This is a genomic window from Streptomyces sp. NPDC055103 (assembly GCF_053607625.1).
Genome location: NZ_JBSGTX010000025.1, coordinates 1 through 26528, shown reverse-complemented (window position 1 = coordinate 26528; position 26528 = coordinate 1). Strand labels below are relative to the sequence as shown.

Annotated in this window: 23 protein-coding genes and 1 pseudogene; 5 read left to right on the top strand and 19 right to left on the bottom strand. The window is 72.0% G+C overall.

The window, feature by feature from the left end:
- Positions 1-16: 16 nt before the first annotated feature.
- A complete protein-coding gene (locus ACWFR1_RS17705; protein WP_453552054.1) occupies positions 17-1948 on the top strand; it encodes a serine/threonine-protein kinase in 1932 nt (643 codons plus the stop codon).
- 50 nt (positions 1949-1998) lie between these two features.
- On the opposite strand, the gene ACWFR1_RS17700 is transcribed toward ACWFR1_RS17705, so the two are convergent.
- From ACWFR1_RS17700 to ACWFR1_RS17690, 3 genes are all read right to left on the bottom strand, one after another.
- Positions 1999-2343: a hypothetical protein gene (locus tag ACWFR1_RS17700; RefSeq protein ID WP_453552051.1), complete on the bottom strand. Its 345-nt coding sequence runs from the start codon at positions 2341-2343 to the stop codon at positions 1999-2001.
- Positions 2343-2981 (bottom strand): DUF6232 family protein, encoded by a 639-nt coding sequence (locus ACWFR1_RS17695; RefSeq protein ID WP_453552048.1) that lies wholly within the window; start codon positions 2979-2981, stop codon positions 2343-2345. The genes ACWFR1_RS17700 and ACWFR1_RS17695 overlap by 1 nt, the downstream gene beginning before the upstream one ends.
- Before the next feature lie 639 nt (positions 2982-3620).
- The gene (locus ACWFR1_RS17690) at positions 3621-4904 is read right to left on the bottom strand and encodes an adenylosuccinate synthase (RefSeq protein ID WP_024760101.1); all 1284 of its coding nucleotides are present in this window, start codon (positions 4902-4904) and stop codon (positions 3621-3623) included.
- 142 nt (positions 4905-5046) lie between these two features.
- On the opposite strand from ACWFR1_RS17690, the gene ACWFR1_RS17685 reads away from it, so the two are divergent.
- Positions 5047-5916: a diacylglycerol kinase gene (locus ACWFR1_RS17685; protein WP_453552045.1), complete on the top strand. Its 870-nt coding sequence runs from the start codon at positions 5047-5049 to the stop codon at positions 5914-5916.
- An 89-nt stretch (positions 5917-6005) separates the two neighbouring features.
- Here the strand turns inward: ACWFR1_RS17685 and ACWFR1_RS17680 are convergent, their stop codons facing one another.
- Complete coding sequence (locus ACWFR1_RS17680; protein WP_453552042.1) at positions 6006-6545, bottom strand: GbsR/MarR family transcriptional regulator; 540 nt, start codon at positions 6543-6545, stop codon at positions 6006-6008.
- 84 nt (positions 6546-6629) lie between these two features.
- Between ACWFR1_RS17680 and ACWFR1_RS17675 the strand changes: the two genes are divergently transcribed.
- Both ACWFR1_RS17675 and ACWFR1_RS17670 read left to right on the top strand, forming a co-directional pair.
- Positions 6630-7529 (top strand): ABC transporter ATP-binding protein, encoded by a 900-nt coding sequence (locus ACWFR1_RS17675; protein ID WP_453552039.1) that lies wholly within the window; start codon positions 6630-6632, stop codon positions 7527-7529.
- Positions 7526-9097 carry an ABC transporter permease gene (locus tag ACWFR1_RS17670; protein ID WP_453552036.1) on the top strand — a complete coding sequence of 524 codons (1572 nt, stop codon included), beginning with the start codon at positions 7526-7528 and terminating at the stop codon, positions 9095-9097. The genes ACWFR1_RS17675 and ACWFR1_RS17670 overlap by 4 nt, the downstream gene beginning before the upstream one ends.
- A gap of 96 nt (positions 9098-9193) precedes the next feature.
- Here the strand turns inward: ACWFR1_RS17670 and ACWFR1_RS17665 are convergent, their stop codons facing one another.
- The 14 genes and pseudogenes from ACWFR1_RS17665 to ACWFR1_RS17600 form a co-directional block, all read right to left on the bottom strand.
- A complete protein-coding gene (locus ACWFR1_RS17665; protein ID WP_453552033.1) occupies positions 9194-10429 on the bottom strand; it encodes a cytochrome P450 in 1236 nt (411 codons plus the stop codon).
- A gap of 27 nt (positions 10430-10456) precedes the next feature.
- The gene (locus ACWFR1_RS17660) at positions 10457-11122 is read right to left on the bottom strand and encodes a response regulator (protein WP_453552030.1); all 666 of its coding nucleotides are present in this window, start codon (positions 11120-11122) and stop codon (positions 10457-10459) included.
- Positions 11119-12489, bottom strand: coding sequence for a sensor histidine kinase (locus tag ACWFR1_RS17655; RefSeq protein WP_453552027.1), 1371 nt, complete (start codon positions 12487-12489; stop codon positions 11119-11121). Before ACWFR1_RS17655 ends, ACWFR1_RS17660 begins: the two co-directional genes overlap by 4 nt.
- Before the next feature lie 166 nt (positions 12490-12655).
- The gene (locus ACWFR1_RS17650; protein ID WP_453552024.1) at positions 12656-13525 is read right to left on the bottom strand and encodes an alpha/beta hydrolase; all 870 of its coding nucleotides are present in this window, start codon (positions 13523-13525) and stop codon (positions 12656-12658) included.
- 114 nt (positions 13526-13639) lie between these two features.
- On the bottom strand, positions 13640-14842 hold the full coding sequence (kynU, locus tag ACWFR1_RS17645) for a kynureninase (protein WP_453552021.1): 1203 nt from the start codon (positions 14840-14842) through the stop codon (positions 13640-13642).
- Positions 14835-15728, bottom strand: a complete 894-nt coding sequence (locus ACWFR1_RS17640; protein ID WP_453552018.1) for a tryptophan 2,3-dioxygenase family protein — start codon at positions 15726-15728, stop codon at positions 14835-14837. Before ACWFR1_RS17640 ends, kynU begins: the two co-directional genes overlap by 8 nt.
- A gap of 124 nt (positions 15729-15852) precedes the next feature.
- Positions 15853-16674, bottom strand: a complete 822-nt coding sequence (locus tag ACWFR1_RS17635) for a DUF3152 domain-containing protein (RefSeq protein ID WP_453552015.1) — start codon at positions 16672-16674, stop codon at positions 15853-15855.
- A gap of 318 nt (positions 16675-16992) precedes the next feature.
- Entirely contained in the window at positions 16993-17406 is a 414-nt protein-coding gene (locus ACWFR1_RS17630) for a DUF3151 domain-containing protein (protein ID WP_453552012.1), read from the bottom strand.
- Between the two features lie 9 nt (positions 17407-17415).
- Positions 17416-18897 (bottom strand): MFS transporter, encoded by a 1482-nt coding sequence (locus tag ACWFR1_RS17625; RefSeq protein WP_453552009.1) that lies wholly within the window; start codon positions 18895-18897, stop codon positions 17416-17418.
- Positions 18898-19020: 123 nt separating this feature from the next.
- Positions 19021-21015, bottom strand: coding sequence for a YncE family protein (locus tag ACWFR1_RS17620; protein ID WP_453552007.1), 1995 nt, complete (start codon positions 21013-21015; stop codon positions 19021-19023).
- A gap of 132 nt (positions 21016-21147) precedes the next feature.
- Positions 21148-22062 (bottom strand): annotated as a pseudogene (locus ACWFR1_RS17615) (MalY/PatB family protein); the annotation flags it as partial.
- A 133-nt stretch (positions 22063-22195) separates the two neighbouring features.
- Positions 22196-22537 (bottom strand): hypothetical protein, encoded by a 342-nt coding sequence (locus ACWFR1_RS17610; protein ID WP_453552004.1) that lies wholly within the window; start codon positions 22535-22537, stop codon positions 22196-22198.
- A 246-nt stretch (positions 22538-22783) separates the two neighbouring features.
- Entirely contained in the window at positions 22784-23938 is a 1155-nt protein-coding gene (locus ACWFR1_RS17605) for a serine hydrolase domain-containing protein (RefSeq protein WP_453552001.1), read from the bottom strand.
- Between the two features lie 48 nt (positions 23939-23986).
- Positions 23987-24994 carry a hypothetical protein gene (locus tag ACWFR1_RS17600; RefSeq protein WP_453551999.1) on the bottom strand — a complete coding sequence of 336 codons (1008 nt, stop codon included), beginning with the start codon at positions 24992-24994 and terminating at the stop codon, positions 23987-23989.
- 264 nt (positions 24995-25258) lie between these two features.
- Here ACWFR1_RS17600 and ACWFR1_RS17595 point away from each other — a divergent pair, with 264 nt between their 5' ends.
- A complete protein-coding gene (locus ACWFR1_RS17595) occupies positions 25259-25987 on the top strand; it encodes a MarR family transcriptional regulator (protein ID WP_453551996.1) in 729 nt (242 codons plus the stop codon).
- Positions 25988-26063: 76 nt separating this feature from the next.
- Here the strand turns inward: ACWFR1_RS17595 and ACWFR1_RS17590 are convergent, their stop codons facing one another.
- Positions 26064-26381: a hypothetical protein gene (locus tag ACWFR1_RS17590; protein ID WP_453551993.1), complete on the bottom strand. Its 318-nt coding sequence runs from the start codon at positions 26379-26381 to the stop codon at positions 26064-26066.
- Between the last annotated feature and the right edge of the window lie 147 nt (positions 26382-26528).

Genomic DNA, 26528 nt, shown 5'->3' with positions numbered 1-26528 from the left:
TGGCATGCTCGTCGCCGTGGAGCCATTGAACACGGAAGACCCGGTCAGCATCGGTCCGTTCCGTCTGATCGGCCGTCTCGGGGTCGGGGGGATGGGCCGGGTCTTCCTCGCGCGCTCGGCCGGCGGCCGGACGGTCGCGGTGAAGGTGGTGCACGCCGAGCTGGCCGCCCAGGAGGAGTTCCGGCTGCGGTTCGCCCGCGAGGTGTCCGCCCTGGAGCGGGTCGGCGGGACGGGCACGGCTCCCGTGCTCGGCTCGGACACCTCCGCCGAGGCTCCGTGGGTGGCCATCGGGTACGTACCGGGTCCCTCGCTGCGAGCCGTCGTCGGCGACGAGTTCGGGCCGCTGCCGCCCGCGACCGTACGGGCGCTGGCCTCCGGGCTCGCCCGCGCCCTCGTCCACATCCACGACGCCGGGCTCGTCCACCGCGACCTCAAGCCGTCCAACGTGCTGCTGACCGTCGACGGGCCCCGGCTCATCGACTTCGGCATCGCCCGCGCCGTCGACACCGTCGCCGACGGCGGCGGACTGACCACCACCGGCGCGGTCGTCGGCTCCCCCGGCTTCATGTCGCCCGAGCAGGTCCGGGGCGACCGCGTCACGCCCGCGTCGGACGTCTTCTGCCTCGGTTCCGTCCTCGCGTACGCGGCGACCGGCCGCTCCCCCTTCGGGACGGCCGACAGCGGGGTCCACGCCACGATGTTCCGCATCGCGCACGACGAGCCCGACCTGACGGACCTCGCGCCCGAGCTCTCCGGCCTCATCCGGGCCTGCCTCGCCAAGGACCCGGAGGCGCGCCCCTCGGCGACCGAGATCGTCGAGACCCTGCCGGTCGCCGACCCCTGGCTCCCGGCGGACGTCCTCGCCCGGCTGGGCCGTCACGCGGCGCGCCTCCTGGAGGCGGAGGCGGAGGACTTCGAGGCGGCCGCCGCCGGGGCCGGGGCGCGGGGCTCGGCCGCCCGGGGCTCGGCCGCCCGGGGCTCGGCCGCCGGGGGCTCGGTCGCCGGGGATCCGACGCCCGCCACGCCCCTGCCGGCCACCGCCCGCACCGCGCCCCGGCCCCGGCGCCGTCCGGCCCTGGTCGCCGCCCTGGCGACGCTGGTGGTGGCCGCCGCGGCCACCACCACGTACGCCTTCCGGCCCGACGTGTTCACCGCCGGCGACGAGCCGGAGAAACCCGGCAGGGGCGGGACCGGCGGCGTCTCCGCCCAGCCCGCCGGGATCGTCCCCGCCGCCTTCCTCGGCGCCTGGGAGGGCGTCCTCCAGGGGTCGCCCCAGTTCCCCCGGGAGACCGCACGGATCGAGATCACCCAGGGCGCAGCGGGCTCCAAGAGCGCGGTCTACGTCCAGGTCACCGAGAACCGGCTGTGCATGGGCCGCTCCCGGCTCGTCTCGGCCGACGAGGACAAGGTCGTCTACGGCGAGTCCGACGTGACCACCAGCGTGCCCGCCGCACGCTGCACCCCCGCCGCCCACCAGACCCTCACCCTGCGCTCCCCCGACGTCCTGGAGTGGAGCTCGGGCACCGCGAAGGCCACGTACCGCAAGGCCCCCAGCGGCCCGGCGGTCGTCCCCGCCCGCTTCCTCGGCCACTGGTCGCGCATCCCCGCGCCGGAGATGTACGGCGCGGAGGACGAGCGTTACACCTCGGAGGTCACGATCACCCAGGGCCCCGTCGGAGCCCCCGTGATCAGCGTCATCGACGGCTACCCGCGCACCGTCGACGGGGTGACGACCACCGAGGACTGGGCCTGCGGCACCACGGCCGTCCTCGCCGGCGCCGGCGACATGCTGGTCCTCGGCCCCGGCACCCGCGACACGACCGCCTGGGACCGCGAATGCCAGGAGGGCCTCTCCCGCTTCGCCGTCGTCGACAAGCTGAAGGGCAAGGACCGGCTCCTCATCTACCCGATGCTCGACGGCGAACCGAACGAGTACTACCGGTCCTAGGTCGCGTCGGGGGCTCCGGGAGCTCCTCAGCCGGGGCTCCCGGGAGCTCCTCAGCCGCCGAGCATCGGCAGGATCTGGTGGACGAGGGCGAGCGCGGGCGCGCCGACCGTCCCCACCGACTCGAGGATCCCGCCGACCCGCTCCAGTGCGGTCCGCCGCACCTCCGGATCGGAGGAGTCGCCGATCTCCGCCTCGGCGGCCTCCACGGTCCGCGCCGCGAGGGGCTGGAGCAGCCCGCGGAGATCCTGGAGCAGCGGCAGCAACTCCTGTACGGCCCGCTCCAGTTCGGGGGCGCCGGTCGCCCCGCCCGCCACGACGGTCCGCTTGTCGATGCCGACGCTGTTCGTGGTGTTCTCCATCCGCACCACGTCGCCGTGGTAGTGGTCCCCGGCCATCACTTCGCCACCCCCGTGTTGCCGCTGCCGCCGTACATGTTCACGGAGTCCCCGAAGTAGTAGTTGCCGTAGTTGGTGATCGCGAGCGTCCCCACCGCGGCCTGCAGCTCGGCGTCCGGCTTGTCGATCGCCTCGGCGATCGAATGGACCAGCCCCTCCAGGTACGCGCGCTTCCCGGTCACCAGGGCGGTGGACCGCCCGTTCGTCTCGATGGCGAGGACGTCGTGGGACAAGGCGAAGACCACCGAGCACATGTCGCCGATGAAGTAGATCAGCAGCACCGCGACGAAGAACAGGGCGACCCCGAGGAAGCCCTCCGCGTCACTGCTGCTCGATCCGTACGAGTCCCACGAACTCGACGACGAGTCCTCGAAGTACATCAGGATCAGGAGCACCAACAGCGTCAGCCCGCCCCGCTTCACGAAGCGGGCGAAGGCCTCGCCCCGGCGGGGCCGGAGCACGAACGTGTAGACGCGGACGATGTTCTCCAGCGGGTAGGCGCCTCCGTGCACCCAGAGCAGCCGCTTGCTGATGAACAGCCCGTGCCGGGGCGGCGGGGCGGCCGGCGGCGGCGCGTGCGCCGGTTTCGGCACCGGCGTGTGCGTCGGCTTCGGTGGCGGCGTTCCGTTCGACTCCATGCATCCCCCCGAGGTGGACCACTACAGCGTGCCCCTCATTACGCAGCCGAACCACCCGCCGCACAAGGCACGTTCAAGCCTCCCGGGCGACGACTTCGGCCGCCGCGCGGGCGTAGTCGCGCACCTGGGGGCGGGTGTCGTCGGCGCGCCAGGCGAGGACGAGGTGGCTCGGGGTGAGGCCGCGGACGGGGCGCACGGCGACACCCTCGCGGGCGAGCAGCGGCACGTTGAACCCGGAGCCTTCCGTACGAGCCTCTTCGGCAACCACAGCCTCAGCGGTGACGGCATCGCCGACTACGCGGACACCGTGGGCGGCACCCGTGCCTTCGTGGAGACGGGCGGCGGCACGCAGGCGGGCGACCCGGCGAAGGCCGCGGCGGCGGTCCTGACCGGCCTGGACGCCGAGGAGACCCCGCTGCGGCTCGCCCTCGGCGACGACTCCATCGACACGATCCCGGGCCACCTGGAGCAGGTGCGGGGCGACCTCACGGCCTGGGAGAAGGTCGGCCGGGACACGAAGCTGGACGACCGAACGAGCATGACGAAGGGCCCGCACCCCGGTTCGTCACCGGTGTGCGGGCCCTTCGCCGTGCGTGCTCCTACAGGGTCGCGTGGACTCCTACAGGGTCGTGCGTACTCCTACAGGAAGGAGTTGATCTCGATCGTCTCGGTGCGGCCGGGGCCGACGCCGATCGCGGAGATCGGGGCGCCCGACATCTCCTCCAGGGCCTTCACGTACGCCTGCGCGTTCTTCGGCAGGTCGGCGAAGGTCTTGGCCTTGGTGATGTCCTCGGACCAGCCCGGCAGCATTTCGTAGATCGGCTTCGCGTGGTGGAAGTCGGTCTGCGAGTACGGCAGCTCCTCGACGCGCTTGCCGTCGATCTCGTACGCGACGCAGACCGGGATCTGCTCCCAGCCCGTCAGCACGTCGAGCTTCGTGAGGAAGAAGTCCGTCAGGCCGTTGACGCGGGTCGCGTAACGGGCGATGACCGCGTCGAACCAGCCACAGCGACGGTCACGGCCGGTGGTGACACCGCGCTCGCCACCGATGCGGCGCAGCGCCTCGCCGTCCGCGTCGAACAGCTCCGTCGGGAACGGGCCGGCGCCGACACGGGTCGTGTAGGCCTTGAGGATGCCGATGACCCGGCTGATCTTCGTCGGACCCACGCCGGCACCGGTGCAGGCGCCGCCCGCGGTCGGGTTCGACGAGGTGACGAAGGGGTACGTGCCGTGGTCCACGTCCAGGAGCGTGCCCTGGCCACCCTCGAAGAGGACGACCTTGTCCTCGTCGAGCGCGTTGTTGAGGATCAGCGTGGTGTCCGCGACGAACGGCTTGATCTGCTCCGCGTACTGGAGCATCTCCTCGACGATCTGGGCGGCGTCGATCGCGCGGCGGTTGTACAGCTTGGCGAGGAGCTGGTTCTTGCCCTCCAGCGCCGCCTCGACCTTCTGGACCAGGATCGACTCGTCGTACAGGTCCTGGACGCGGATGCCGACGCGGTTGATCTTGTCCGCGTAGGTCGGCCCGATGCCGCGACCGGTGGTACCGATCTTGCGCTTGCCGAGGAACCGTTCCGTCACCTTGTCGAGGGTGACGTTGTACGGGGTGATCAGGTGAGCGTTGCCGCTGATCAGGAGCTTCGACGTGTCCACGCCGCGCTCGTTCAGCCCGCTCAGCTCGGAGAGCAGGACCGCCGGGTCGACGACGACACCGTTTCCGATCACCGGGGTGCACCCCGGCGAGAGGATTCCGGAAGGGAGAAGATGCAGCGCGTACTTCTGGTCGCCGACGACGACGGTGTGGCCGGCGTTGTTGCCGCCCTGGTAACGCACTACATAGTCAACGGATCCACCGAGGAGATCGGTGGCCTTTCCCTTGCCCTCGTCACCCCACTGAGCACCGAGCAGCACAAGTGCGGGCACAGGCGTACACCCCTTCCGGGTGGGGCATGTCCAAGGTCAGGGGCCGAGGCCGCCTCACCGGTGTGCCCCGGAATAGACGAAGCCCCTGGCGCAATAGCGCAAGGGGCTCTTGCACAAAGATGCTACCCGAGGAAGGACCGAGGTGTCGGATCACGACCAGCTGCTGGTCATCGTCGACCCGGTCGCCCGCCGAAGTGACGGCGAGTCCGTACGGATCGCGAAGGATGTTCTGTCAGCGCGCGCGGAAACGAAGATCTGCCTGCCGGACGGCCCGGAGGAATTCACCCGGGCCCTGGCCCGGCGCGGCTCCCGGCACCCCGTGGTGCTCGGCGACGACCGCGCGCTGCTCCTTACGGTGACGCTGCTGCACCGGGAGCGGGAGCTCGCCGAGGGGGCACTCTCCCTCGTCCCGATCGGCCCGCCGGGCGCCCTGGAACTCGCGCACGCGCTCGGCGTGCCGCGCTCCACCCCGGCGGCCGCGCGGGCGGTCCTCGACGGGGCGGTACGGCGCCTCGGCCTGCTCGTCGACGACAGCGACGGGGTCGTCCTCGGCGACCTCCACATCCCCGGCGTACCGGCGGTCCCCGCCCTGTCGGCGCCGACCTCGTCCGTCTGGGGCACCTGCCGCTCCCTGGTCCGCACGCTGGTCCGCCCGGCCCCGACGGCCCTCGCGGTCCGCACCCACCGGCTGCGGGTGGAGGCGGACGGGGTGCTCCTCGCGGACGTGGACACCCCGGTGGAGGGCGTCTCGGTCCGATCGGTCGCCGGCACGGCGGAGGTCACGGTCCACCCGGCCCACCACGCCCCGGACCACCAGTCACTGGCCCGCACCCTCACGGTCTCGGGCCCGGACTTCCGCTACCGCGCGGACGGCCGCGTCTCGGGGCCGGTACGGCGGCGGACGTGGACGGCCAGAGCGGGGGCGTGGGGACTGACGCTGCCGCGAGACGCCGAGGAACTCACCCTTCCCGGGACCGGCAGCCTTCCCGGCCCGACGCTGCCGAGAGGCTGACGTATCGCCGGGACACACACGCCTCTAGCCTCACCGTGGGCCCGTGGGGGTGGTGGGCTACCGGGAAGGGGGGGTGTCTTGGAGATCGGTCAGCCCGCTGCCTGAGCGTCCTTGTGGGCGCGCCAGCGGTCCATGATTCCCAGCATCTCCGTCTGGAGGAACGCGAAGAAGTCGGCGGTCTCGGCGGTCCGGCGGCCCGCCGCCGTGTCGGGGCCGAGCGTCTCGACGCCGTCGCGGAGCACCTTCTCCCAGCGGGTGAGGGTGTGGTCCCGCTGCGTGAAGGTCTCGTACCAGAGCTCGTTGTGGAGGACGTACCGCTCGCGGCGGGTGCCCGGCTCGCGCTCGCGGCTGACCATGCTGACCCGGCTGAGGTAGCGGATGGCGCCGGAGACGGCCGCCGGGCTGATCCGCAGCTGTTCGGCGAGCTCGGCCGAGGTCATGGAGGCCGTCTCGGAGGCGAGAAGCGCGGCGAAGACCCGGGAGGACATGCGCTGCATGCCGGCCTCCGTCATCTCGGCGGCGAAGCGCTCGACGAAGCGGGAGGTGGCCTCATCGGTCACCTCGGTCACACCGGTCGACTCGGTCACACCGGTGGCTTCGGTCCCTTCGGTGGTGCTCATGCCCGTCATCGTCTCCCTCGCTCGCCGCTCCACCCCGACTTTATACGGTTCCTTAACTTCACAACTTTATGAAAGTACCGTACGTTCTGAAGCATGACGAAGGCAATCAGCGTCGCCGGACTCCACAAGTCCTTCGGGCGCACCCACGCGCTGGACGGTCTCGACCTCACCGTCGAGGCCGGCGAGGTCCACGGCTTCCTCGGCCCCAACGGCGCCGGGAAGTCCACCACCATCCGGGTCCTCCTGGGCCTGCTCCGCCCCGACTCCGGCGCCGCCGCCGTCCTCGGCCGGGACCCCTGGCGGGACGCCGTCGAGCTGCACCGCCGCATCGCGTACGTCCCCGGCGACGTCACGCTCTGGCGGAACCTCTCCGGCGGCGAGGTCATCGACCTGTTCGGGCGGCTGCGCGGCGGCGGCCTCGACAAGGCCCGGCGCGCCGAGCTCGTCGAGCGCTTCGAGCTCGACCCCACCAAGAAGGGCCGCACCTACTCCAAGGGCAACCGCCAGAAGGTCGCGCTCGTCGCCGCCTTCGCCTCCGACGTCGACCTGCTCGTCCTCGACGAGCCGACCAGCGGCCTCGACCCGCTGATGGAGGGCGTCTTCCAGAGCTGCGTCGCCGACGCGCGGGAACGGGGCCGGACAGTCCTCCTGTCCTCGCACATCCTCAGCGAGGTCGAGAGCCTCTGCGACCGGGTCAGCATCGTCCGCAAGGGGCGGATCGTCGAGTCCGGTTCGCTCGCGCAGCTGCGTCACCTGACCCGTACGAGCGTCACCGCCGAACTGGCCTCCCCGCCCAACGGGCTCACCCACCTCCCCGGCGTCCACGACCTGGACGTGACGGGCCACCGGGTGAAGCTCCAGGTCGACACCGACAAGCTCGACGCCGTCCTGCGGTCCCTGACCGGGTCGGGCGTCCGCAGCCTGACCAGCACCCCGCCCACCCTGGAGGAGCTCTTCCTTCGCCACTACGCGGAAGAGGGGGCCCCGCGATGACCAGCGTGACCGGCACCGGGACCCTCACCCGGCTCGCCCTGCGCCGCGACCGGGTCATGATCCCGCTCTGGGTCCTCGTCACCGGCGGCCTGGTCGCCAGCGGCGCCGGCTCCCTGGAGGGTCTCTACGGCACGGCCGCCGAGCGCGCCGAGGTCGCGGCCTCCATGAACGCCAACAGCTCGATGCGCTCCTTCTACGGGCCGGTCTTCAGCGACTCCCTCGGCGGGCTCGTCGCCTGGCGCTTCGGCGTGTTCGCCGCCGTCCTCGCCGCCGTCGCCAGCCTGATGGTCGTCGTCCGGCACACCCGCGACGAGGAGGAGACGGGCCGTCAGGAGATGCTCTCCGCAGGGGCGGTGGGCCGCCGCGCCCCGCTCACCGCCGCCCTCCTCGCCGCGCTCGCCCTCAACGGCGCCGTCGCCCTCGTCGTCACGGCGGGCCTCGCCGGACAGGGCGCCGCCGGGGCGCTCGCCCTCGGTCTCGCCGTCGGCGGCACCGGCATGCTCTTCGCGACCACGGCCGCCCTCACCGCGCAGCTCACGGAGAGCGCCCGGCTCGCCCGGGGCCTGGCGGCGGCCGTCCTCGGCCTCGCCTTCGTCCTGCGGGCGGCCGGCGACGCCGGTACGGCCTCCGGGGACTCCGTCCTGACCTGGCTCTCCCCCTTCGGCTGGGCCGAGAACGTCCGCGCCTTCGCCGGCGAGCGCTGGTGGGCCCTGCTCCTGATCGGCGCGGCCGTCCTGGCGCAGACAGCGGTGGCGTACGCGCTGACCGGCCGCAGGGACGTCGGCGCGAGCTTCCTCGCGACCCGGCCGGGGCCGGCGGAGGGGCGACTGGCGACGGCGGGGGCCCTCGCGTGGCGGCTCCAGCGCGGCTCGCTCCTCGGCTGGTCGCTCGGCTTCCTGCTCGGCGGGCTCGTCTTCGGCGGGATGGCCGAGGGCGCGGCGGACATCGTCGGCGACAACGAACAGGCCCGTCAGATCTTCGAGCGGATGGGCGGGCAGAACGGCCTCACGAACGCCTTCCTCGCCACCATGGTCTCCCTCTTCGGCATGATCGCGGCGCTGTTCGCGGTCGGGTCGGTGCTGCGGGCGCACGGCGAGGAGACCTCCGGCCGGGCCGAACCCCTCCTCGCGAACGCGCTCGGCCGGGTCCGCTGGGCCGCCGGGCACCTGACGATCGCCTTCGGCGGCTCGGCCCTGATCCTGCTCCTCGCCGGCCTCGGACTCGCCGTCTCCGCCGGGCGGGACCCCTGGCCGCTCCTCGGCGCCTCCCTCACCCAGCTCCCTGCGGTGTGGACCCTCGCCGCGCTCGCCGTCCTCCTCTGGGGCGCCGCCCCGCAGGCCGCGACCGCCGCCTGGGGCGCGGCCGGGGTCTGCCTGGCCCTCGGCTGGATCGGCCCGGCGCTCGACCTGCCGCAGGCGGCCCTGAACCTCTCCCCCTTCGGCCACCTCCCGAAGCTCCCCGGCCAGGAGATGACCTGGCCCCCGGTCCTGACCCTGACGGCCCTGACGGCGACCCTGATCACGGCGGGCCTGGCGGCGCTGCGGCGCCGGGACCTGACGACGAGCTGACGACGAGCCGGCCGACGACGGGACCCCCCATACCGCGCTGACCGACGACGGCCCCCGTACCGAGCCCCGCTCCAGGAGAGCGGGGCTCGGCGTGCCTCACACCTCCACGAGCAGCGCCTCGAAGCCGCGGATCACGTACCCCGGCGTGCGTACCGGCTCCGCCGTGAGTCGCATCCCTGGCGCCTGCCGCAGCAACTCGCCGAAGACCGCTTCCAGTTCCAGGCGGGCTAGGGGTGCGCCGAGGCAGTAGTGGATGCCCGTGCCGAAGGTGATGTGCGGGTTGTCGGCGCGGGTGAGGTCGAGCTCGTCGGCCGTCGGGCCGAAGCGGGCCGGGTCTCGGTTGGCGGAGCCGAAGAGGAGGGCGACCTCGGAGCCGCGCGGGATGACCTGGCCGCCGATCTCGATGTCGTCGAGGACCCAGCGCTCGAACATCTGGAGCGGGGTGTCGTAGCGCAGAAGTTCGTCCACAGCTGTGGACAACTTTTCGGGATCCGGCCGCACGCCCTTCCGCAGGAGCGTCCACCAGCCGGTGACCGTGGTGTTCACGGTGGCCTCGTGGCCGGCGTTCAGGAGCAGTACGCAGGTGGAGATCATCTCCTGCTCCGTCAGCTCCTCCACCCCGATGAGCCCCGAGATCAGGTCGTCCCCCGGGCTCTTCCGCCGCCGCGCGATCAGCTCCCGCAGATAGTCGGAGAACTCGATCGAAGCCGCGACCGCCCGCCGGGCCGTCCCCTCCGAGGGGTTCAGCTCGAACATCCCGCAGATCGCCGCCGACCAGGGCCGCAGCCTCCCCCGCTCCTCGTCGTCCTCCGGGATGCCCAGCATCTCGGCGATCACCGCGACGGGAAGCGGTTCGGCGACCGAGGCGAGCAGATCGCCGCCGCCCCGCGCGACCAGATCACCGACGAGTCCGGCGGCGAGCCGCCGTACCGTCGGCGCCAGGTTCTCCACCGTCCTCGGCGTGAACGCCTTCGACACGAGCCGCCGGATCCGGGTGTGGTCGGCCGCCTCCAGATCGAGCAGCCCGTGGTCGTTGAGCGTGTGGAACGGCTCGTACGCGGCGGCCGGCGCCTCCCGCCCGAACTCCTCGTGCGTGAACCGGTGCGTGTACGTGCGCCCCAGCCGCCGGTCCCGGAGCAGCGCCGACACGTCCGCGTGGTGCGGGATCAGCCACTGCCGGGTGGGCCCGTGCCAGTGCGCGCGGCCGGCGGCGCGCAGCCGGGCGTAGGCGGGGTACGGATCGGCGACGAACTCGGGGGACCAGGGGTCGTACACGGCGTCGGTAGCGGTAGCGGCGGTATCGGCAGCGGTTCGGGCTTCCTTGGCGTCCATGAACGGACGCTACCGCTCGGAGCGGCGTCAGCCCCCGACCCGCACCAGCCCCGCCTCGTACGCGAAGACCGCCGCCTGTGTCCGGTCGCGCAGCCCCAGCTTCACCAGGACGCGGCTCACATGCGTCTTGATCGTGGACTCGGCGACGACGAGGTGCGAGGCGATCTCGACGTTCGACAGGCCCTGCGCGATGAGCACGAGCACCTCCGTCTCCCGCTCCGTCAGCTCCCCGATCCGCGCCATGGCCGGCGGGCGCGGGGAGTTGCCGGGGGCTTTCGCGAACTCGGTGATCAGCCGCTTGGTGACGGTCGGCGCGAGCAGCGCCTCGCCGCTCGCGACCACCCGCACGCCGTCCGCGAGCTGCCGGGCCGAGGCGTCCTTGAGCAGGAAGCCGGAGGCGCCGGCGCGCAGCGCCTGGTACACGTACTCGTCCAGGTCGAAGGTGGTCAGGACGAGGACCTTCGCGTCCGCGTCGGCGGCGACGATCTCGCGGGTGGCCTCGATGCCGTTCAGCTCGGGCATGCGGATGTCCATGAGGACGACGTCCGGACGGAGGGCGGCGACCTGGGCGATCGCCTCCCGGCCGTTGACGGCCTCGCCGACGACCTCGATGTCGGGCATCGCGCCGAGCAGCACGGAGAAGCCCTCACGGACCATGATCTGGTCGTCGACGATCAGCACTTTGATGCTCATGCCCCGGCCTCCTCGCGGTTCTCCTCGCGGTTCTCCTCGCGGGTCCCTTCGTGTGTCTCACGGCTCACCGGGATGAAGGCCGCCACCTCGTAGCCGCCGTCGGCCGTCGACTCGGCGGTCATCTCACCGCCCAGCATGGCCACCCGCTCCCGCATGCCGGTGATGCCGTGCCCGGCCCCCGGCGACGGCTTCACCAGACCCCGCGCGGGCCCGTTGGCGACGCGCAGACCCAGGCCGCCGAGGACGTACGACACCTCGACCTTCGCCGCCGCGCCCGGCGCGTGCCGCAGCACGTTCGACAGGGCCTCCTGGACGATCCGGTACGCCGAGAGCTCCACGCCCTGCGGCAGTTCCCGCACCGCGCCGGTCACCGTCTTCTCGACGACGAGCCCGGCCTCGGTGACGTTGCGGACGAGGGAGTCCAGGTCGCCGAGCGTCGGCTGCGGGGCGTCGGGGGCCTCGTAGTCCTCGGCGCGGACGACCCCGAGGATGCGGCGCAGCTCGGTCAGCGCGGCGACGGCGTTCTCGCGGATCGTGAGGAAGGCCTGCTCCAGCTCCGGCGGCGGGTTCTCGACCCGGTAGGGCGCGGCCTCCGCCTGGATCGCGACCACCGACATGTGGTGGGCCACGACGTCGTGGAGCTCACGGGCGATGGTGGTGCGCTCCTCCAGGACGGTCCGCTTGGAGATCTCCTGGGCGGTGACGGTCTGCTGGGCGGTGACCTCGCGGGTCGCCTGGCGGCGGACCTGGATCACGGTGACGGTGAGGAGGGCGAGGGCGGAGACGAAGAGCAGGGGGACGGAGTCGGAGCCGCGTCCGACCCCGACGAGGAACATCTCGGTGAAGAGCGCGTAGGCGGCCGTTCCGGCCCACATCCAGCCCGCGGCGCGGGGCCCGGTGCGGGCGGCGACGACGGTGAGGACCACCAGGTGGGCGGCGAACATGTTCTGCGTCCAGGGCCAGCCGCCCCAGTAGCCGCCGACGAACGCGAGGAAGGGCGTCGCGCCCAGCGAGGCCCAGTAGGCGAAGACCGGCCTGATCAACGTGGCGAGGACGATCGCGGCCGGCACGCACGCGAAGACGAACGACAACGGCCCGATGGCGCCGTCGATCCGGTCCGTGCCCAGCGCGAAGACGATGAGGGCGCAGAAGGCGACGGCCGCGTGCGGCAGCAGCCCCGCGTACACCCGTATCCGCTTCGGCAGCCGGCGCACCGGCCCGCTGTTCACGTCCATGCGCGGCAGCGGACGGTAGGCGAAGGCGTCGTGGAAGAGTTCCTGCCGCAGCCCCCCGAGGGCCACCTGCACCAGGCGGATCTCAGGGCTGCGGCTCGACTCGGAGGTCTGTGTCTGGGTCACGCCGTCCACGGTACGGGCGGTGGGGGACCCGGTCGTCCCGCTCGATACGGATCCTCCGCCGTCCCCCCTGAGGACTACGCGTCCGTCACGCGTCCGTCGCCGCGTCCGTCGCCGCGTCCGTCGCCGCGTCCGTCGCCGTGTCCGTCGGCCGCAGCCGTCGCCGTCGCCGCGTCCGTCACCAGGCGAGCTGGGCGATCTCCTCCGAGACCACCGCGCACGCGTCCGCCGCCGGGTCGATCAGCGGGAAGTGACCGACGCCTTCGAGGAGCGTGAAGCCGACCTCCTCGCCGGCCTTGGCCGCCGCGTCCGCGTACGCCTCGGCGACGGTGTGCGGGACGACGACGTCCTCGCGGCCCTGGACGACGGTGGTCGCGATGCCCGTCGGGAGGAGGACCGCCGGGTCCGCGAAGGCCGCCCGGGAGGCGTACTCCGCCTCGCCGCCCAGAAGTTCGGTGACCGCGCCGCCGCACACGCCGAGCTCCACGGCCCGCTCGAAGTGGGCGATCGGGGCGAGGGCGACGACCCCGCGGAGCGCGGGCGGGGCGGGCAGCCGCCATGGTGAGCCGACGGGCAGCACGTGCCGGGCGGCGGCCCAGAGGGCGAGGTGGCCGCCCGCCGAGTGGCCGGTGAGGACGATCCGCGCCGTGTCGGCCTGCGGCAGGTGGACGGCGGCGAGCGCCGGTACGGCGTCGAGCGCGGCGGCCACGTCGTCGAAGGTCTCCGGCCAGCGCCCGGCGACCGGGGCCGTACCGCCCTGGCGGGGGATGTCGCTGCCGCGCCGGTACTCGACGCTGGCGACGGCGAAGCCGCGGCGGGCGAGGAAGTCCACGAACGGGGTCAGGTGCTGCCGGTCGTACGGCGCCCGCCAGGCGCCGCCGTGCAGGGCGACGACGAGCGGGGCCCGGGTGCGGCCGTCGCGCGGGGCGTAGAAGTCGACCACCTGGTCCGGGTGGTCGCCGTACGCGGCGGAGGCGTCCGGGGCGACGGCCGGGTGCGAGAAGGCCGAGGCTTCTTCGGCGGCATCGCGCGCGGCGGGGTCCGGCATGCTGTTCCAACCTCTCGGAGACGCGGCCGAATTGGCCTGACCTGCGGGGACGGTACCAGCACCGGAGCCCCCGCAGATCAGTCGATCATCGGACCGTTCGGCCTCCGGCCGACCTCAGGCGGGGAGGTCGGTCAGGACCTCCGCCAGGATCCGGGCCGCCCGCTCCGTGTCCGCGAAGCCGACGTACAGCGGCGTGAAACCGAACCGCAGCACATCCGGGCGGCGCAGGTCGCCGACGACCCCGCGCTTGATCAGCTCCGCCATCACGGCCGGCGCGTTCGCGCAGCTCAGCGCGGCCTGGCTGCCGCGTTCGGCGTGCGCGCCGGGGGTCACGGAGGTGACGCGGCCCTCGGGGACGTACGCCCGCACGCACTCCAGGAAGAAGTCCGTCAGCGCGAGGGACTTGGCGCGCACGTCCTCGATCGCGACCCCGTCCCACACGTCGAGCGCCGACTCCAGCGCCAGCATGGAGAGGATGTCGGGCGTCCCGACCCGGCCCCGCAGCGCGCCCTCGGCCGCCACGTAGCCGGGGGTCATCGCGAACGGGTCCGTGTGCGAGTTCCAGCCGGGCAGCGGCGAGTCGAAGGCCGCCTGGTGGCGCTCGGCGACGTACAGGTACGCGGGCGAACCGGGGCCGCCGTTCAGGTACTTGTAGGTGCAGCCGACGGCCAGGTCGACCCCGTGGGCGTCCAGGCCGACGGGCAGGGCGCCCGCGCTGTGGCACAGGTCCCAGACGGCGAGCGCGCCCGCCGCGTGGAGCGCGGCGGTGAGGCCCGGCAGGTCCTGGAGCCGGCCCGTCCGGTAGTCGACGTGGTTGACGAGCGCGAGCGCCGTGCGGTCGCTCACCGCGTCCGCCATGTCAGCCGGGTCGACCGCCACGATCTCGTGACCCGTCATGCGCGCCGCGGACTCCGCGATGTACCCGTCCGTGGGAAACGTCGTGGCGTCGACGAGGATCTCGTCCCGCTCGTCGCCGTTGATCCGGGCCGCGGCGACGACCGCCTTGAAGACGTTGACGCTCGTCGAGTCGCCGACCACGATCTGCCCGGGGGAGGCGCCGACGATCGGGGCGATCCGGTCGCCGATCCGCTCGGGCGCGGTCCACCAGCCCGACTCGTCCCAGGAGCGGATGCGCAGCTCGCCCCACTCGCGGGTGATCACGTCCGCCATGCGGGCCGGGACGTGCGCGGGGAGCGCGCCGAGGGAGTTGCCGTCGAGGTAGACGGTCCCGGCGTCGAGGGCGAACCTCTCTCGGTGCTTGGCCAGGCCGTCGGCGGCGTCGAGCTCCTGGGCCTTCTGTCGCAGATCGTCAGACATGGCTGCGGGCCGTCCAGAGCTCCGGGAACACGTTCTTCTGGGCCCGCTTCTCCAGCCAGGCCACGCCCGCCGAGCCGCCGGTGCCGGTCTTCGCGCCCATCGCGCGCCGGGTGGCGACCAGGTGATCGTTGCGCCATCGCCAGACCAGTTCGGCGACGTCGCTCAGGGCCTCGCCGAGCCGGACGAGCTCGGTGTTCTGGTCGGCGTCCGCGTAGATCCCGGCCCAGACGGCCTCGACGGCCGGCGAGGGCTCGTACCGCTGCCCGAGGTCACGGCCGAGGACCGACTGCGGTACGGGCAGGCCGCGCCGGGACAGCAGGGCGAGGACCTCGTCGTACAGGCTCGGCTCCTGGAGCGCCTTCTCCAGCTCGGCGTGGACGCGGGGCGCGCCCCGGTGCGGGACGAGCATCGACGCGGACTTCTCGCCGAGCAGGAACTCCATGCGGCGGTACATCGCCGACTGGAAGCCGGAGCCCTCGCCGAGCGCGGCCCGGTAGGCGTTGAACTGGCCGGGGGTGAGCTGGGCGAGCGGCCGCCACGAGTGGTTGAGGGCCTCCAGCTCGCGGACCGAACGCTTGAGCGCGTCCATCGCGACGGGGACGCGGTCCTCGCGCAGGGCGCGGCTCGCGGTCTCCCACTCGTGGACGATGACCGTGAACCACAGCTCCATGACCTGGGTGGTGACCAGGAAGACCATCTCGCCCGGGTCGTCCGAGCGGAGGTGCTGGAGGTGGGTGAGGACGTCCGCCTGGACGTAGTCCTCGTACGGCGTGGTGCCCGCGAAGTCGAGGTTCGGGTCGACGGCGACCGCGTCGGCCGCGGACTCGGCCGCGGACTCGGCCGCGGACGCGGCCGCGGAGTCGGGAGTACCGGGGGTGGATGACATTTCTGTCTCCTCGAGACGAACTACCGGGTAGCGGTCTGCTCCACCGCCCGCGCGTACTGCCCTGCGGCACGGGAGCCCCGGTCCCCTCGGGAGGCGTGCTGCGTCGCGCGCCGTCCCAACGGCATCATGACACGATCGGCCCCTCGATGTAGCTCCCGTCTTCGTCATACGGAAACGCGTTCGAGCGGCAGCCGTTCAGTCCCTTGATCTGCTGCATCATCGCGGGCGCGAGCTTGCCCGGACCCGGGCAGCCCATGTGCTGCCGGATGCCGATCTCGTGCCCGACCTCGTGGTTGATGATCAGGTGGCGGTACTCGGCCGCCTCCCCCACGAAGGTCGGCGAGCCGGTCATCCACCGCTTGAGGTTCACCACGACGCCTTCGGTGGTCTCGCAGTTCAGCTCGCCGTGGGTGTTCAGGCCCTGCCGGAGGCAGAGTGCGTCCGCCGTGTCCGGGGTGGCGATCCGGATGACGAAGTCGGCGTTCTGCGAGACCAGCTGGAAGCGGCCCCGGCCGTGCGCGGCCCAGCTGCGCGGATGGGCCAGGATCTGCTGGATCTCGGCGGCCGCCTCATGCGCCGACAGCCCGATGCCGTCCTCGACCTGGACCCGGTAGCGGCGCAGCGAGCCGCCGGTGCCGACCGCGTCGCCGGAGGCCTGCGCGGTGGAGAAGGTCCCGGCGCCGGACTGCGGCACGGCCGTCTTCTTCGGCGTGGGTGTCGGCGTCGGCTTGGGTGTCGGCTTCGCCGTCGTCGGCTTCGGCTTCGGCTTCGCCGTCGTCGGCCGGGACGTGGGGGCGTCCGTCGTGGGCGCCTCGGTCACGGTCGCCGTCTCCGGCGCGGGGGCGGCGGTGTCGTCGGCCACCTGGGCGTTGTAGTGGGCGAGGGCGGCGCCGCCGCCGAGCGCGACGGTCATCAGGACCAGGACGGGCAGCAGGAGCCGGCGCACGGGGCCGCGTCTGCCTCTGCCCCGCCGGCGGCTCTGTGTTCCTCGCCGTCCTACGGGTGCGGCACGCTTGCCCACGACAGTCTTCTCCCCTGCGTCGGCCGGTGTGGGGGAAGAGGTGGTGGGGCCTCGGAAACCGGCGTCTTCGGTGCTGCGGTCCCGGGGATCGTACCGGCCCACTTCGAACGCCATCGAACGCGGGCGGACGCGTCGAGGGGTCTGTCCCGTTTTCCCCCCGCCCTGCCGGACAGGGGGAGAACGGGACGGATCACGTCGTGCGGAAAGCCCGGGAGAAGATCGTCCAGGAGGGCTTTCGCCAGGTCAGCCGAGCGTCTCCGCCGCGGTCTCCGAGGAGTCCCGCAGGAAGGTCGTGCAGCGCGCGAACTCTTCCTTCTCGCCGATCGAACCGGCCGCCCGGGCGAGGGCGTGCAGCGCGCGCAGGAAGCCGCGGTTCGGCTCGTGCTCCCAGGGCACCGGGCCGTGGCCCTTCCAGCCGTTGCGGCGCAGCGCGTCCAGGCCGCGGTGGTAACCGGTACGCGCGTAGGCGTACGACTCGACGACCCGGCCGCCCTCGAAGGCGTCGTCGGCGAGCTGGGCCCAGGCGAGCGAAGAGGTCGGGTACTGCGCGGCGACCTCGGCCGGCGCCGTACCGTTCGCTAGCAGTTCGCGCGGACCCGGCTCGTCGGGCAGGTGGGTGGGGGCCGGTCCCCCCAGCAGGTTCTCGTGGATGGCCATGGGACCACCCTAGGGGGTGTCGGGCCGGTCGAGCTGATCACCGTCTCGGGCCGAGGTGTCCCGCTGCCCCGGGTCCAGCGGCGGTGACGTCACCCCGCAGTGCACCCGGCACTCCGGGTGGCACGCGGCCCCGGCCGGGGTGCGCATCGTCGTCCAGGCCAGCACCGCCCCCACCACCAGGATCCCCGCGCACATCGGCATCGCGCGCTTGAAGGTCTCGTCGAACTCCTCCGCCGAGCGGTACGTCTCCGGGCCCATCCCGGCGAGCAGCGGCAGCGCCGCCACCGCGAGGAGCCCGGCCGCCCGCGCCGCCGCGTTGTTGATGCCGCTCGCCAGCCCCGCCCTCCCCACGTCCACCGAGGCCAGGACGGTCGCGGTCAGCGGCGCCACCAGGGCCGTCATGCCGAGCCCGAGCACCAGCAGGGCCGGCAGGACGTCCTGCACGTACGAGGCGTCCTCCCCGACCCGCAGCATCAGCAGCATCCCCGCGGCGCACAGCAGCGGCCCCACCGTGAGCGGGATCCGGGGCCCGATCCGCTCCCCCAGCGCCCCGGACTTCGCCGAGAACAGCAGCATCAGCACGGTCGTCGGCAGCAGGGCCGTACCGGCGCCGAGCGCCGAGTACCCGGACACCACCTGGAGCTGGAGCGCGGCCAGGAAGAAGAAACCGCCGAACGCCGCGTACACGCACAGCGTGACCAGGTTGACCGCCGTGAACATGCGGGACTCGAAGATCGACGGCGGCGCCATCGCACGCTCGCCGCGCCGCCGCTCGACCGCCACGAACCCCGCTCCCAGCACCAGCCCGGCCGCCCCCGCCCACCAGGCCTCGCCGATCAGCGCGTACGTCACGAGCCCGAGCGCCGCCGCGCCCAGGACCGCGCCGAGCACGTCGAAGCGGCCGTGCGCGGTCTCGTCCCGCGACTCGGGCACATGGCGCAGGGCGACCGGCACGCAGAGCGCGGCGAGCGGCACGTTCAGCAGGAACACCCACCGCCAGCCGGGCCCGTCCACCAGCCAGCCGCCGACGAACGGCCCGACGGCCGCGCCGACCCCGCCGAAGCCGGACCACAGACCGACCGCCCTGGCCCGGTCGTCCGGGTGGAAACCGGCCTGGATCAACGCGAGCGAGCCGGGCGTGAGCAGCGCCCCGCCGATGCCCTGGAGTGCGCGGGCCGCGATCAGGATCTCGGCGTTCGGCGCGAGGCCGCACAGCAGCGAGGCCAGCGCGAACCACACCACGCCGATCACGAAGACCCGGCGCCGCCCGTAGCGGTCGCCGAGCGCCCCGCCGAGCAGGATCAGACCTGCCAGGGTCAGCATGTAGGCGTTGACGGTCCACTGGAGCGCGCCGAGGTCGGCGTCGAGGTCCTCGCCGATGTGCGGCAGGGCGACGTTGACGACGGTGGAGTCGAGCAGCACCATCCCGGACCCGAGGACGGTCGTGAACACGATCCACCGGCCGGTCCCGGAGCTCAGCCGGATGTCCATGCCTTGCATGGTCCCGCGAACGACGAAGCCCCGCCCGCCGGAATCGGCGGACGGGGCAACGGCGGACGGGTCGACGGTGCCGACGGGTCGGCGGGTGGCCGACGGGTCAGCGGTGCCGACGGGTCAGCTGGTGACGGTGAAGTACTTCCACACGCCGTTGATCGAGGTGTTCACGTTGTCGCCGGACTCGGTGTCCACGTACGCCGTACGGATCCGGGCGCGGACGCCGACGGCTCCGTTGAGGTCGAGCGAGACGTACGCCATGCCACCGCTGGTCAGCGCGAAGTACTGGGTGGCGGTGGTGTGCCAGGCGCCCGAGTACCAGACCTGGAGCTCGACCTTGGTCCTGCGGCCCGGGTACGGGTTGTTCCACGCGGTGATCAGCAGATCGGTGTTCTGGTGGTACGTCTGGTACCAGATGGTGCCGATCTTCGACCACTTGTAGTGCCGGGTCAGCGCGGTCGTCAGGCCGGCCCGGGTGTACACGGTGGACCCGGTGTGGGCCCAGCCGGAGCGGGTGTCACCGAGGTAGTCCGCGGTCACCCACATGTCCCGGGTCATCCTGGTCGTCACCGACAGCTTGCCCGCCGCGTCGACCGTGCCGCGCTTGAGCAGCCGCTTGGGCTCCGGCCCGTACGGGTCGGCCCAGATCTCCACGACGCGGTTGCGGTACGTCCAGCCGAGGGTCGCCGTGTACGTCACGTTGGTGCCGTAGTTGACGGTGCGACGGTTCTGGTCCAGCGTCAGCACGGTCTTGAACGGCGTCACCTTGAGCAGCGCGGTGCCGCTCGCACCCACGTGCGTGGCGTCGCCCGCGTACGTCACGCGGTACGTGACGTTCCCGGCGGCCGTCGGGGTGTCGGGGAACGAGAACGCCCCGTTCGCCCCGAGCGACCTCGTCCCGAGGGCCTTGCCCTTCGGGTAGTCGGCGTCGTACCGCGTGACGCTGAGCGGCGTACCCGCCGGCAGCCCCAGCGTCGCCGCGACCGTGCCGGAGACGGTGATCGCCTTCATCACCTGCACGGTGGCCGGGAGCTTCACGGTGACCGTCGGAACGGACTTGGTGGGCTGGTCCAGGACCTGCAGGCGGGTGCTGCCGCCGCTGCTGGCCAGGGTCACCGCGAACAGGCGGCTGCCGCCCGGCTCCCAGGCGAGGGCGCTGTGGGCGAGGCCGTCGCCGCCGCTGTAGACCCCGGTGTTGGGGAAGTCGTACTGCCGCACGGCCTTCGTCTCGCCCGGCCGGTAGACGAACACGTCCGGGTCGTACGGGGCGGAGGATCCGGCCGCCACCGTGCCGTCGGCCGCGACGGCCACCGCGGCGCCGTGGTACTCGCTGGCGTAGGACGGCAGCTCGGCCATGTCGGTGGTCTGCCACACGCGGTGGCGGTTACCGGCGGTGGCCGTGATGAGCTTGGCGCCGTCCGGCGTGTAGGCGAGGTCGTTGGCCATGCCCACCGAGCCGACGTCGGGAGCGGTGCGCGCGGTACGGGTCACGGCGTCCGGGGACACGTGGTACGCCCCGAGCAGGAACCGGTGGTAGTACGAGGACATGGCCGCGAAGGCGTTCGGGTCCGTCGGCGAGGAGACGAGCCTCGGGGCGCCCGAGTAGTTCAGCTCGGTGTCCTGGGCCAGCGTCACCACGGGTGCGGCGCCGGAGGCGTCGACCGATCCGATGTCGCCGTGGTCCCCGTTGCCGTAGCCGAACCAGATCTTGCCGCCCGCGAGGGCCACGTACTGCGGATCGGTGCCCTCACCGGTGGCGTACCGGGCCGTCTCGGTCCCCGACTGCGCGTCCAGGGCGACGACCGCGTCGGCGCCCGGAACCGCGGCGTACAGGCTCGTCGCGTCGGCGGAGAGCGCGAGCCCGGTGACGCCGGGCAGGCCGGTGACGGTGTTCAGCACCGTGCCCGCGTAGTCGGTCGCGACGACCTTCCCGAGGTACGGGTCACTGATGAAGATCTTCCGGTGGACGCCGTCCACCAGCATGTCGCCCACGGACGACATCGGAAGTGCCTTGCTGCTGTCGGCGGCCGCCTGGCCCGCCGTACCCGCGACCAGTGCCGCGGAGCTGACAAGGACCGCGAACGAGGTCGCGGCAGAGAGAGTGCGCTTGCGCACGATGAAGAGACCCCCCAAAACCATGGTCTCCGGCCCCAGAACGGGGCACGGTGCACGAAGACTAGAACACGTCTCCGACACCGCGCCTCCCGGTATCCGCGGTCAGCCGCGGTCAGCCGCGGTCAGCCGCAGTCAGCCGCGGCGCAACCGGGCCGCCGCCCGGACCAGCGCGTCCACGCCCCGCTCGGCCTTCTTCCGCGGGCATCCGACGTTCAGCCGGACGAAGCCGGGCGTCCCGTACACCCCGCCCGGCATGATCGCGACCTTCTCCACGGACACCAGCTCCTCCTGGAGCCTGGTCTCCTCGATCCCGAGCGGCCGCAGGTCGATCCAGGCCAGATAACCGGCCTGCGGCGGCTGCCAGACGACGCCGGGCAGACCCGTGGCCAGCCGCTCCGCGACCCTCCCCATCGTGCCCGCGACATAGCCGCGCAGCTCGTCCAGCCACGGCGCGCCCTGCCGGTACGCGGCGATGTGGGCGGTCATCGAGAGGACGGCGGGCGAGGCGAGGCCCTCGCCGGTCTCCATGCGCCGGACGAAGGTCTCGCGCACGTCCGGGTCGCCGACGATGCCGTACGAGCCGGAGAGCGCGGGGAAGTTGAAGGCCTTCGTACCGGAGGTGATCAGCGCCCAGCGGCGGCCCCGGCCCGGCTCGGCCACCCGGGTCCACGGGACGTGGCGGTGACCGTCGGTGGTGAGGTCGGCGTGGATCTCGTCGCTGACGACGGCCGCGCCGTGCCGTTCGGCCAGCTCGGCGAAGACGGCGAGCTCCTCCTCCGTCCACACCCGGCCGGTCGGGTTGTGCGGGGAGCAGAGCAGCAGCATCCGGCTGTCCGGGCGGGCCAGCTCGCGCTCCAGGCCGTCGAGGTCCCCGAGCGGCACGCCCCGCAGCTCGCGCCCGAGCCCGGTGACCGCTTTGCGGAAGCCGTCGTAGGTCGGGGTGTGGACGACGACGCCGTCGCCGGGCTCCGTCCACATCCGCAGGAGCTGCGAGAGCTGGTTGAGCACGGACGGCGCGTACACCAGCGCCCCCGGGTCGATCTCGGTCGTTATGTAGCTTTCTTTGCTTGTTGTTGACCTGGCCCGTGGAGAACACGATGACGCAGGCCAGCACCCATGAAGGACGGATGCTGGCCTGCAACAGCTCAGAGGGCCGGTCGGTCCCGGTTCCAGTAGTGGTTCAGGGCAAGAGTTCCTGGAGGTCCTCCGCAGTGTGCTCGAAGTCGTTGAGGAAGAGGTGGAAGCGGAGTGTGCCGCGGTAGTCGGCGAGTGCGGCCGCGTCCTCAGCGGATCCGAATCGGATGTCCGGTCCGCCTGGCGCCAGGCGGACCAGGGCGTAGACCGCATGGACTTCAAGGTGGCCGGCGAGGACGTGCAGAGCTCGCGCGCGTTCGGGTAACGCCCCGAACTTCCCCTCGCTGGTTTTCATGCCCTTGACCTGGACGAGGACCCGTGTGGAGTCCCGCTTGGCGAGGAGGTCGGCGAACCGGAAGTTCTTCGCCAGCTTGTTCAGGTTGATCACGTCCCAGCCTGCGGCGGCGAGCGCGGCCTCCGCGGCCTCTTCAAGCAGAAGCGGGCGTCGCTGCGAGCAGTGGCCCGCAACGGCTTCCAGCAGTGCGCGCAGTGGCGCACCCGCCCGGCCATGCCTCCACCGTATGTTCGGCCCGGCAGGGTGTGTATGCGCCCGCCAGGCGGCCACCGGGTAAACGTCCGCCCCGCAGAAGGACACGGCCCGTGGAGCCCTCCGCCGTACGAGTACTCCCGGCCGTCAGCTTCCGGCAGCCGCACCGAACTCGGTGGTGAGGATGTCGTCGAAGACGCCCAGGCCGCTCCAGTCGCCGTTGACCTGGCTGGTGAGCAGGTGCTTGCCGTCACGGGAGCCCATGGCGTAGGTCCATGAGCCGTACGTCGCGCCCGCGTTACCCCAGACCGTGACGCCGGACGGTAGTGACCGGGAGAACACGCCCAGGCCGTACCGGGTGACCGGGATCCACGGGACGGGTCCCGTGGTGTCGACGGTGGTGAACATCTCCTGCTGCTGTTCGGCGGGCAGCAGGTGGCCCCGGAGCAGCGCGCCGAAGAATCGCTGCAGGTCACCCGTGGTCGAGATGATGCCGCCGGCCGCCCACGCGAAGGACTGGTTCATCTCGGTCGCGTCGTGGACCTCGGGCCGGGCATCGGAGGCGAAGAGGGTGGAGTAGTGCCGGGGGTGCGGCCCTCGGATCGTCGGTTCCGTGCCCGGCAGGTAGGTCCCGGTCAGCTCCAGAGGGTGGACGATCCGCTGGGTGAGCGCTTCGTCGAACGTCCCGCCCGTGACCTTCTCGACGATCAGGGCGGCCAGGAAGTAGTTGGTGTTGGAGTAGAGGAAGGCGTCCCCCGGAGCGAAGGGCGGTGGGGTGGCCAGACCGATCCTGATCAACTGCTCGGGGGCGTAGGTGTCGTAGCGGTGCTGGAACCACTGCGCGCCGATGCCCTTCTTGAAGAACTCCGCGTCGTTGCCGTAGTTGAAGATGCCGCTGGTGTGGTTGAGCAACTGCCGGATGGTGATCGCACGGCCGTCGTAGCCGTTGCCCGCCACCATCCCGGGCAGCCACTGCTCCATCGTGTCGTCAAGGCCCAGCCGGCCTTCGGCCGCCAGCTGCAGGACCAGCGTGGCGGTGAACGCCTTCGTCGTGCTCCCGATCCGGAACCGCTCGGACGGCCGGCGTTTCTCCCCGGTCCCGGTGTCGGAGACTCCTGCCGAGCCGAACCACGCGCCACGGCCGTCTCGCACTTCGACGACGATGCCGGGAGCGCCGCCCGGGGCGGCGGCGCGGTCCAGGGCGTGCTGCACTGCGGAGCGGTCGGGGGTGGCCGCGATGGCGGCTGCGGGCGCCGTCGGCGCACCCTCTGTGGTCGCCTCGGCGGAGAAGGGCCTGGTCATGTTGATCTTCCTTTCAGGTGTTCGGTTCGTCGGATCAGGGAAGTGGCGTCAGCGCGCCGGGTGGAAAGGCTCGGGGTTCTCGGCCGGCTGGGCCGTGGCGCGCTCGGCCGTGGCGCGCTTGGCGGTCACGATCACTCGTGCGGTGGTCCCCACCGTGAGCAGCAGCACTGCGACGACGGCGAGGAGGGTGGCGGTGTCCGGATGGATCAGGGACTGTCCGCGCCACGCCTGCCAGGTCACCACCGCGACCAGCCCGGTGTAGCCGAAGGCGGCACTGCCGACCAGGCGGGCCCGTACCTTCTCGTCGCGCAGCCAGACGTGCTCGGCGGCCAGGGCGGCCAGTACCGCGGTGATCAGGAGGAGCACCTGAATGCCGTGCAGGGCGAAGAAGTGCGGTACCCGGAAGTCGCCGCCGGTCACGCTCCAGTTGGTGAGGGGCATGCCGTGGCCGTCGGGGTCACCGATGCCGTGGCCCTGGTACATCTGCACGGAGTGGCCGTTGGCGTCCGTCACCGTACGGGAGTGGATCTCGGTGACCATCCAGAAGACCGGCACGACCATGCCGAAGGTGGCGAGCGCGAGACCGGAGCGGATGGCACGGTTGAGCGCCGCGCCGCCCGTGCGCTGGATCAGGACGACGATCGCAAGGACGAACTGCGCGATGACGATGAGCATCACGCCGAAGGTGAGGAGAGGGACCAGGGCCAGGGTGACCGGGTCGGTCTGGTCCGCGTTGAAGTGACTGAAGGTGCCGCGCGCCGCCTGGGCGGTGATGGCGCCCACCTCCACAGTGGCGGCCACCGCGAAGATGGTGCCCAGCCATCGTCCCAGCCGCCTGCCCCTGGTCAGCTTGGTCAGCAGCCATGCCAGCGTGCCCGCGTAAAGGCCGAAGGCGAAGCCGAACTTGAGCGGCTTCACCCACACCGACTCGTCCAGCAGTGTCCGTCCGTCGACGACGGCACCGACGCCGGAGACGAGCACCAGGCCGAGCATGAGGGCGGCGCAGACCACCAGCGGCCGGTGCCAGGCACGCACGGGGGTGAGGAAGGACGTCATGGGGGCTCCGATCAGGGCGACGAGCAACCCTCGTCCGGGCCTGCTCGGATCACACCGCTTGTTCGCGATTGACTAAAAGCTAAATTGCTTTCACTCTTTCGTCAATCAAAAGGTCGTCGCGGGCCGTAATTGCGCAGGTCGCAGCGGGAAACTCTTGCAATGACAATGAAGGCGAATGCAAATGTGACCTCAGGGGATTTGCAATGAACTGGCCGTGAAAGCAATACTGGCCACACCCGCGGACCTGACACGGAGGCAATGCCGATGCCCGGAGGCAGACTGACCCACCACGAGCGACAGGAGATCGCCGAGGGGTTGAGGGAAGGACTCACCTACACCGACATCGCCGGCCGCTTGGGCAGGCCCATCTCCACCGTCAGCCGGGAGGTGGCCCGCAACGGCGGCCCCGCCGCCTATCGGGCCGACGCGGCCCATCGCGCCACCACAGGGCGCGCCCGGCGCCGCAAGCAGCCCCCGGCGCCGGCCGCCACCCCGACCGCGAGCGACATACACGGACGCGACCCGGAGGCTGTCCTCGAACTGGAGGAACAGTTCACAGCGATGATGGTCGGTACGGGTCTCCCGCGGATGACCGCCCGAGTACTGACGTGCCTGTACGTCACCGATGGAGGCAGCCTGACCGCCACCGAGCTCACTCAGCGCCTACAGGTCAGCCCCGCCTCCGTCTCCAAGGCCGTCGGCGAACTCGAACAGCAGGAACTCATCAGGCGCGAACGCGACACCGGTAGGCGACGCGACCGGTACGTCATCGACGCCGATGCCTGGTTCCGTGGCTGGATGGCCAGCGCCCGTCAGAACACCATGCTGGCCGACTTCGCCCTTCACGGCTCCCAGGTCCTCGGCGCCACGACACCCGCCGGCACCCGGATGCAAGAGATCGGCCACTTCTTCGTGCACGTCGGCCGAACCATGGTCCAGGCGGCGGAGCAATGGCGGCAGGCCGATGCCGCGAGGCGAAGCACACCCGACTGAGGCGTCGGCGGGAACAGGGGCCGCGGGCTTGTGTCGTGCTCCATCCCCTTCACCGATGGAGCAACGTGGCTCTCGTTCACCCTGTCGAAAACACCCTGAGCTGGTCCTCGTTGATGTGGTCGACGCGGTCGGCGCCCAGGTTCCACCGGTCCTTGGCCGGACGGCCGTGACGGTCGACGGTCCACCCCTGCTTCACCTCGTCCCAGCTGGACTCGGTGTTCAGCGGGATCGTCGCGCCGAAGGCGATCGCCAGATCGCCGGCGAGCGAGGCGGTGACCTCCTTGAACCAGGTCGGATTCGCCCGGCTCCCCAGCTCCTCCAGCGTGCGCCGGTACGGACCGGCGTCGTCCAGAACCAGGACGCGCAGCGTCATCCGGACCCGGCACCACAGCACGGCGCGGGCCGTCCTCGCGTCGTCGTGTGGGCGCTGGGGTACCGTGCATGTCTGAAGTGACCCCTCAGGTCCCGACACTTCCGTTTTATGCCGCGAGGCTCAGCCGTTGATGGCAGCGGACCCTCGCCTGGTACGGCGTGATGTAGC

Coding starts and splice junctions, on each gene's coding strand:
- ACWFR1_RS17700 (WP_453552051.1), bottom strand. CDS start 2,343: ATGGCCGGGGACCACTACCACGGCGACGTGGTGCGGATGGAGAACACC.
- ACWFR1_RS17695 (WP_453552048.1), bottom strand. CDS start 2,981: ATGGAGTCGAACGGAACGCCGCCACCGAAGCCGACGCACACGCCGGTG.
- ACWFR1_RS17680 (WP_453552042.1), bottom strand. CDS start 6,545: ATGACGGGCATGAGCACCACCGAAGGGACCGAAGCCACCGGTGTGACC.
- ACWFR1_RS17675 (WP_453552039.1), top strand. CDS start 6,630: ATGACGAAGGCAATCAGCGTCGCCGGACTCCACAAGTCCTTCGGGCGC.
- ACWFR1_RS17670 (WP_453552036.1), top strand. CDS start 7,526: ATGACCAGCGTGACCGGCACCGGGACCCTCACCCGGCTCGCCCTGCGC.
- ACWFR1_RS17665 (WP_453552033.1), bottom strand. CDS start 10,429: ATGGACGCCAAGGAAGCCCGAACCGCTGCCGATACCGCCGCTACCGCT.
- ACWFR1_RS17660 (WP_453552030.1), bottom strand. CDS start 11,122: ATGAGCATCAAAGTGCTGATCGTCGACGACCAGATCATGGTCCGTGAG.
- ACWFR1_RS17650 (WP_453552024.1), bottom strand. CDS start 13,525: ATGCCGGACCCCGCCGCGCGCGATGCCGCCGAAGAAGCCTCGGCCTTC.
- kynU (WP_453552021.1), bottom strand. CDS start 14,842: ATGTCTGACGATCTGCGACAGAAGGCCCAGGAGCTCGACGCCGCCGAC.
- ACWFR1_RS17640 (WP_453552018.1), bottom strand. CDS start 15,728: ATGTCATCCACCCCCGGTACTCCCGACTCCGCGGCCGCGTCCGCGGCC.
- ACWFR1_RS17630 (WP_453552012.1), bottom strand. CDS start 17,406: ATGGCCATCCACGAGAACCTGCTGGGGGGACCGGCCCCCACCCACCTG.
- ACWFR1_RS17625 (WP_453552009.1), bottom strand. CDS start 18,897: ATGGACATCCGGCTGAGCTCCGGGACCGGCCGGTGGATCGTGTTCACG.
- ACWFR1_RS17605 (WP_453552001.1), bottom strand. CDS start 23,938: ATGACCAGGCCCTTCTCCGCCGAGGCGACCACAGAGGGTGCGCCGACG.
- ACWFR1_RS17600 (WP_453551999.1), bottom strand. CDS start 24,994: ATGACGTCCTTCCTCACCCCCGTGCGTGCCTGGCACCGGCCGCTGGTG.
- ACWFR1_RS17595 (WP_453551996.1), top strand. CDS start 25,259: ATGCCCGGAGGCAGACTGACCCACCACGAGCGACAGGAGATCGCCGAG.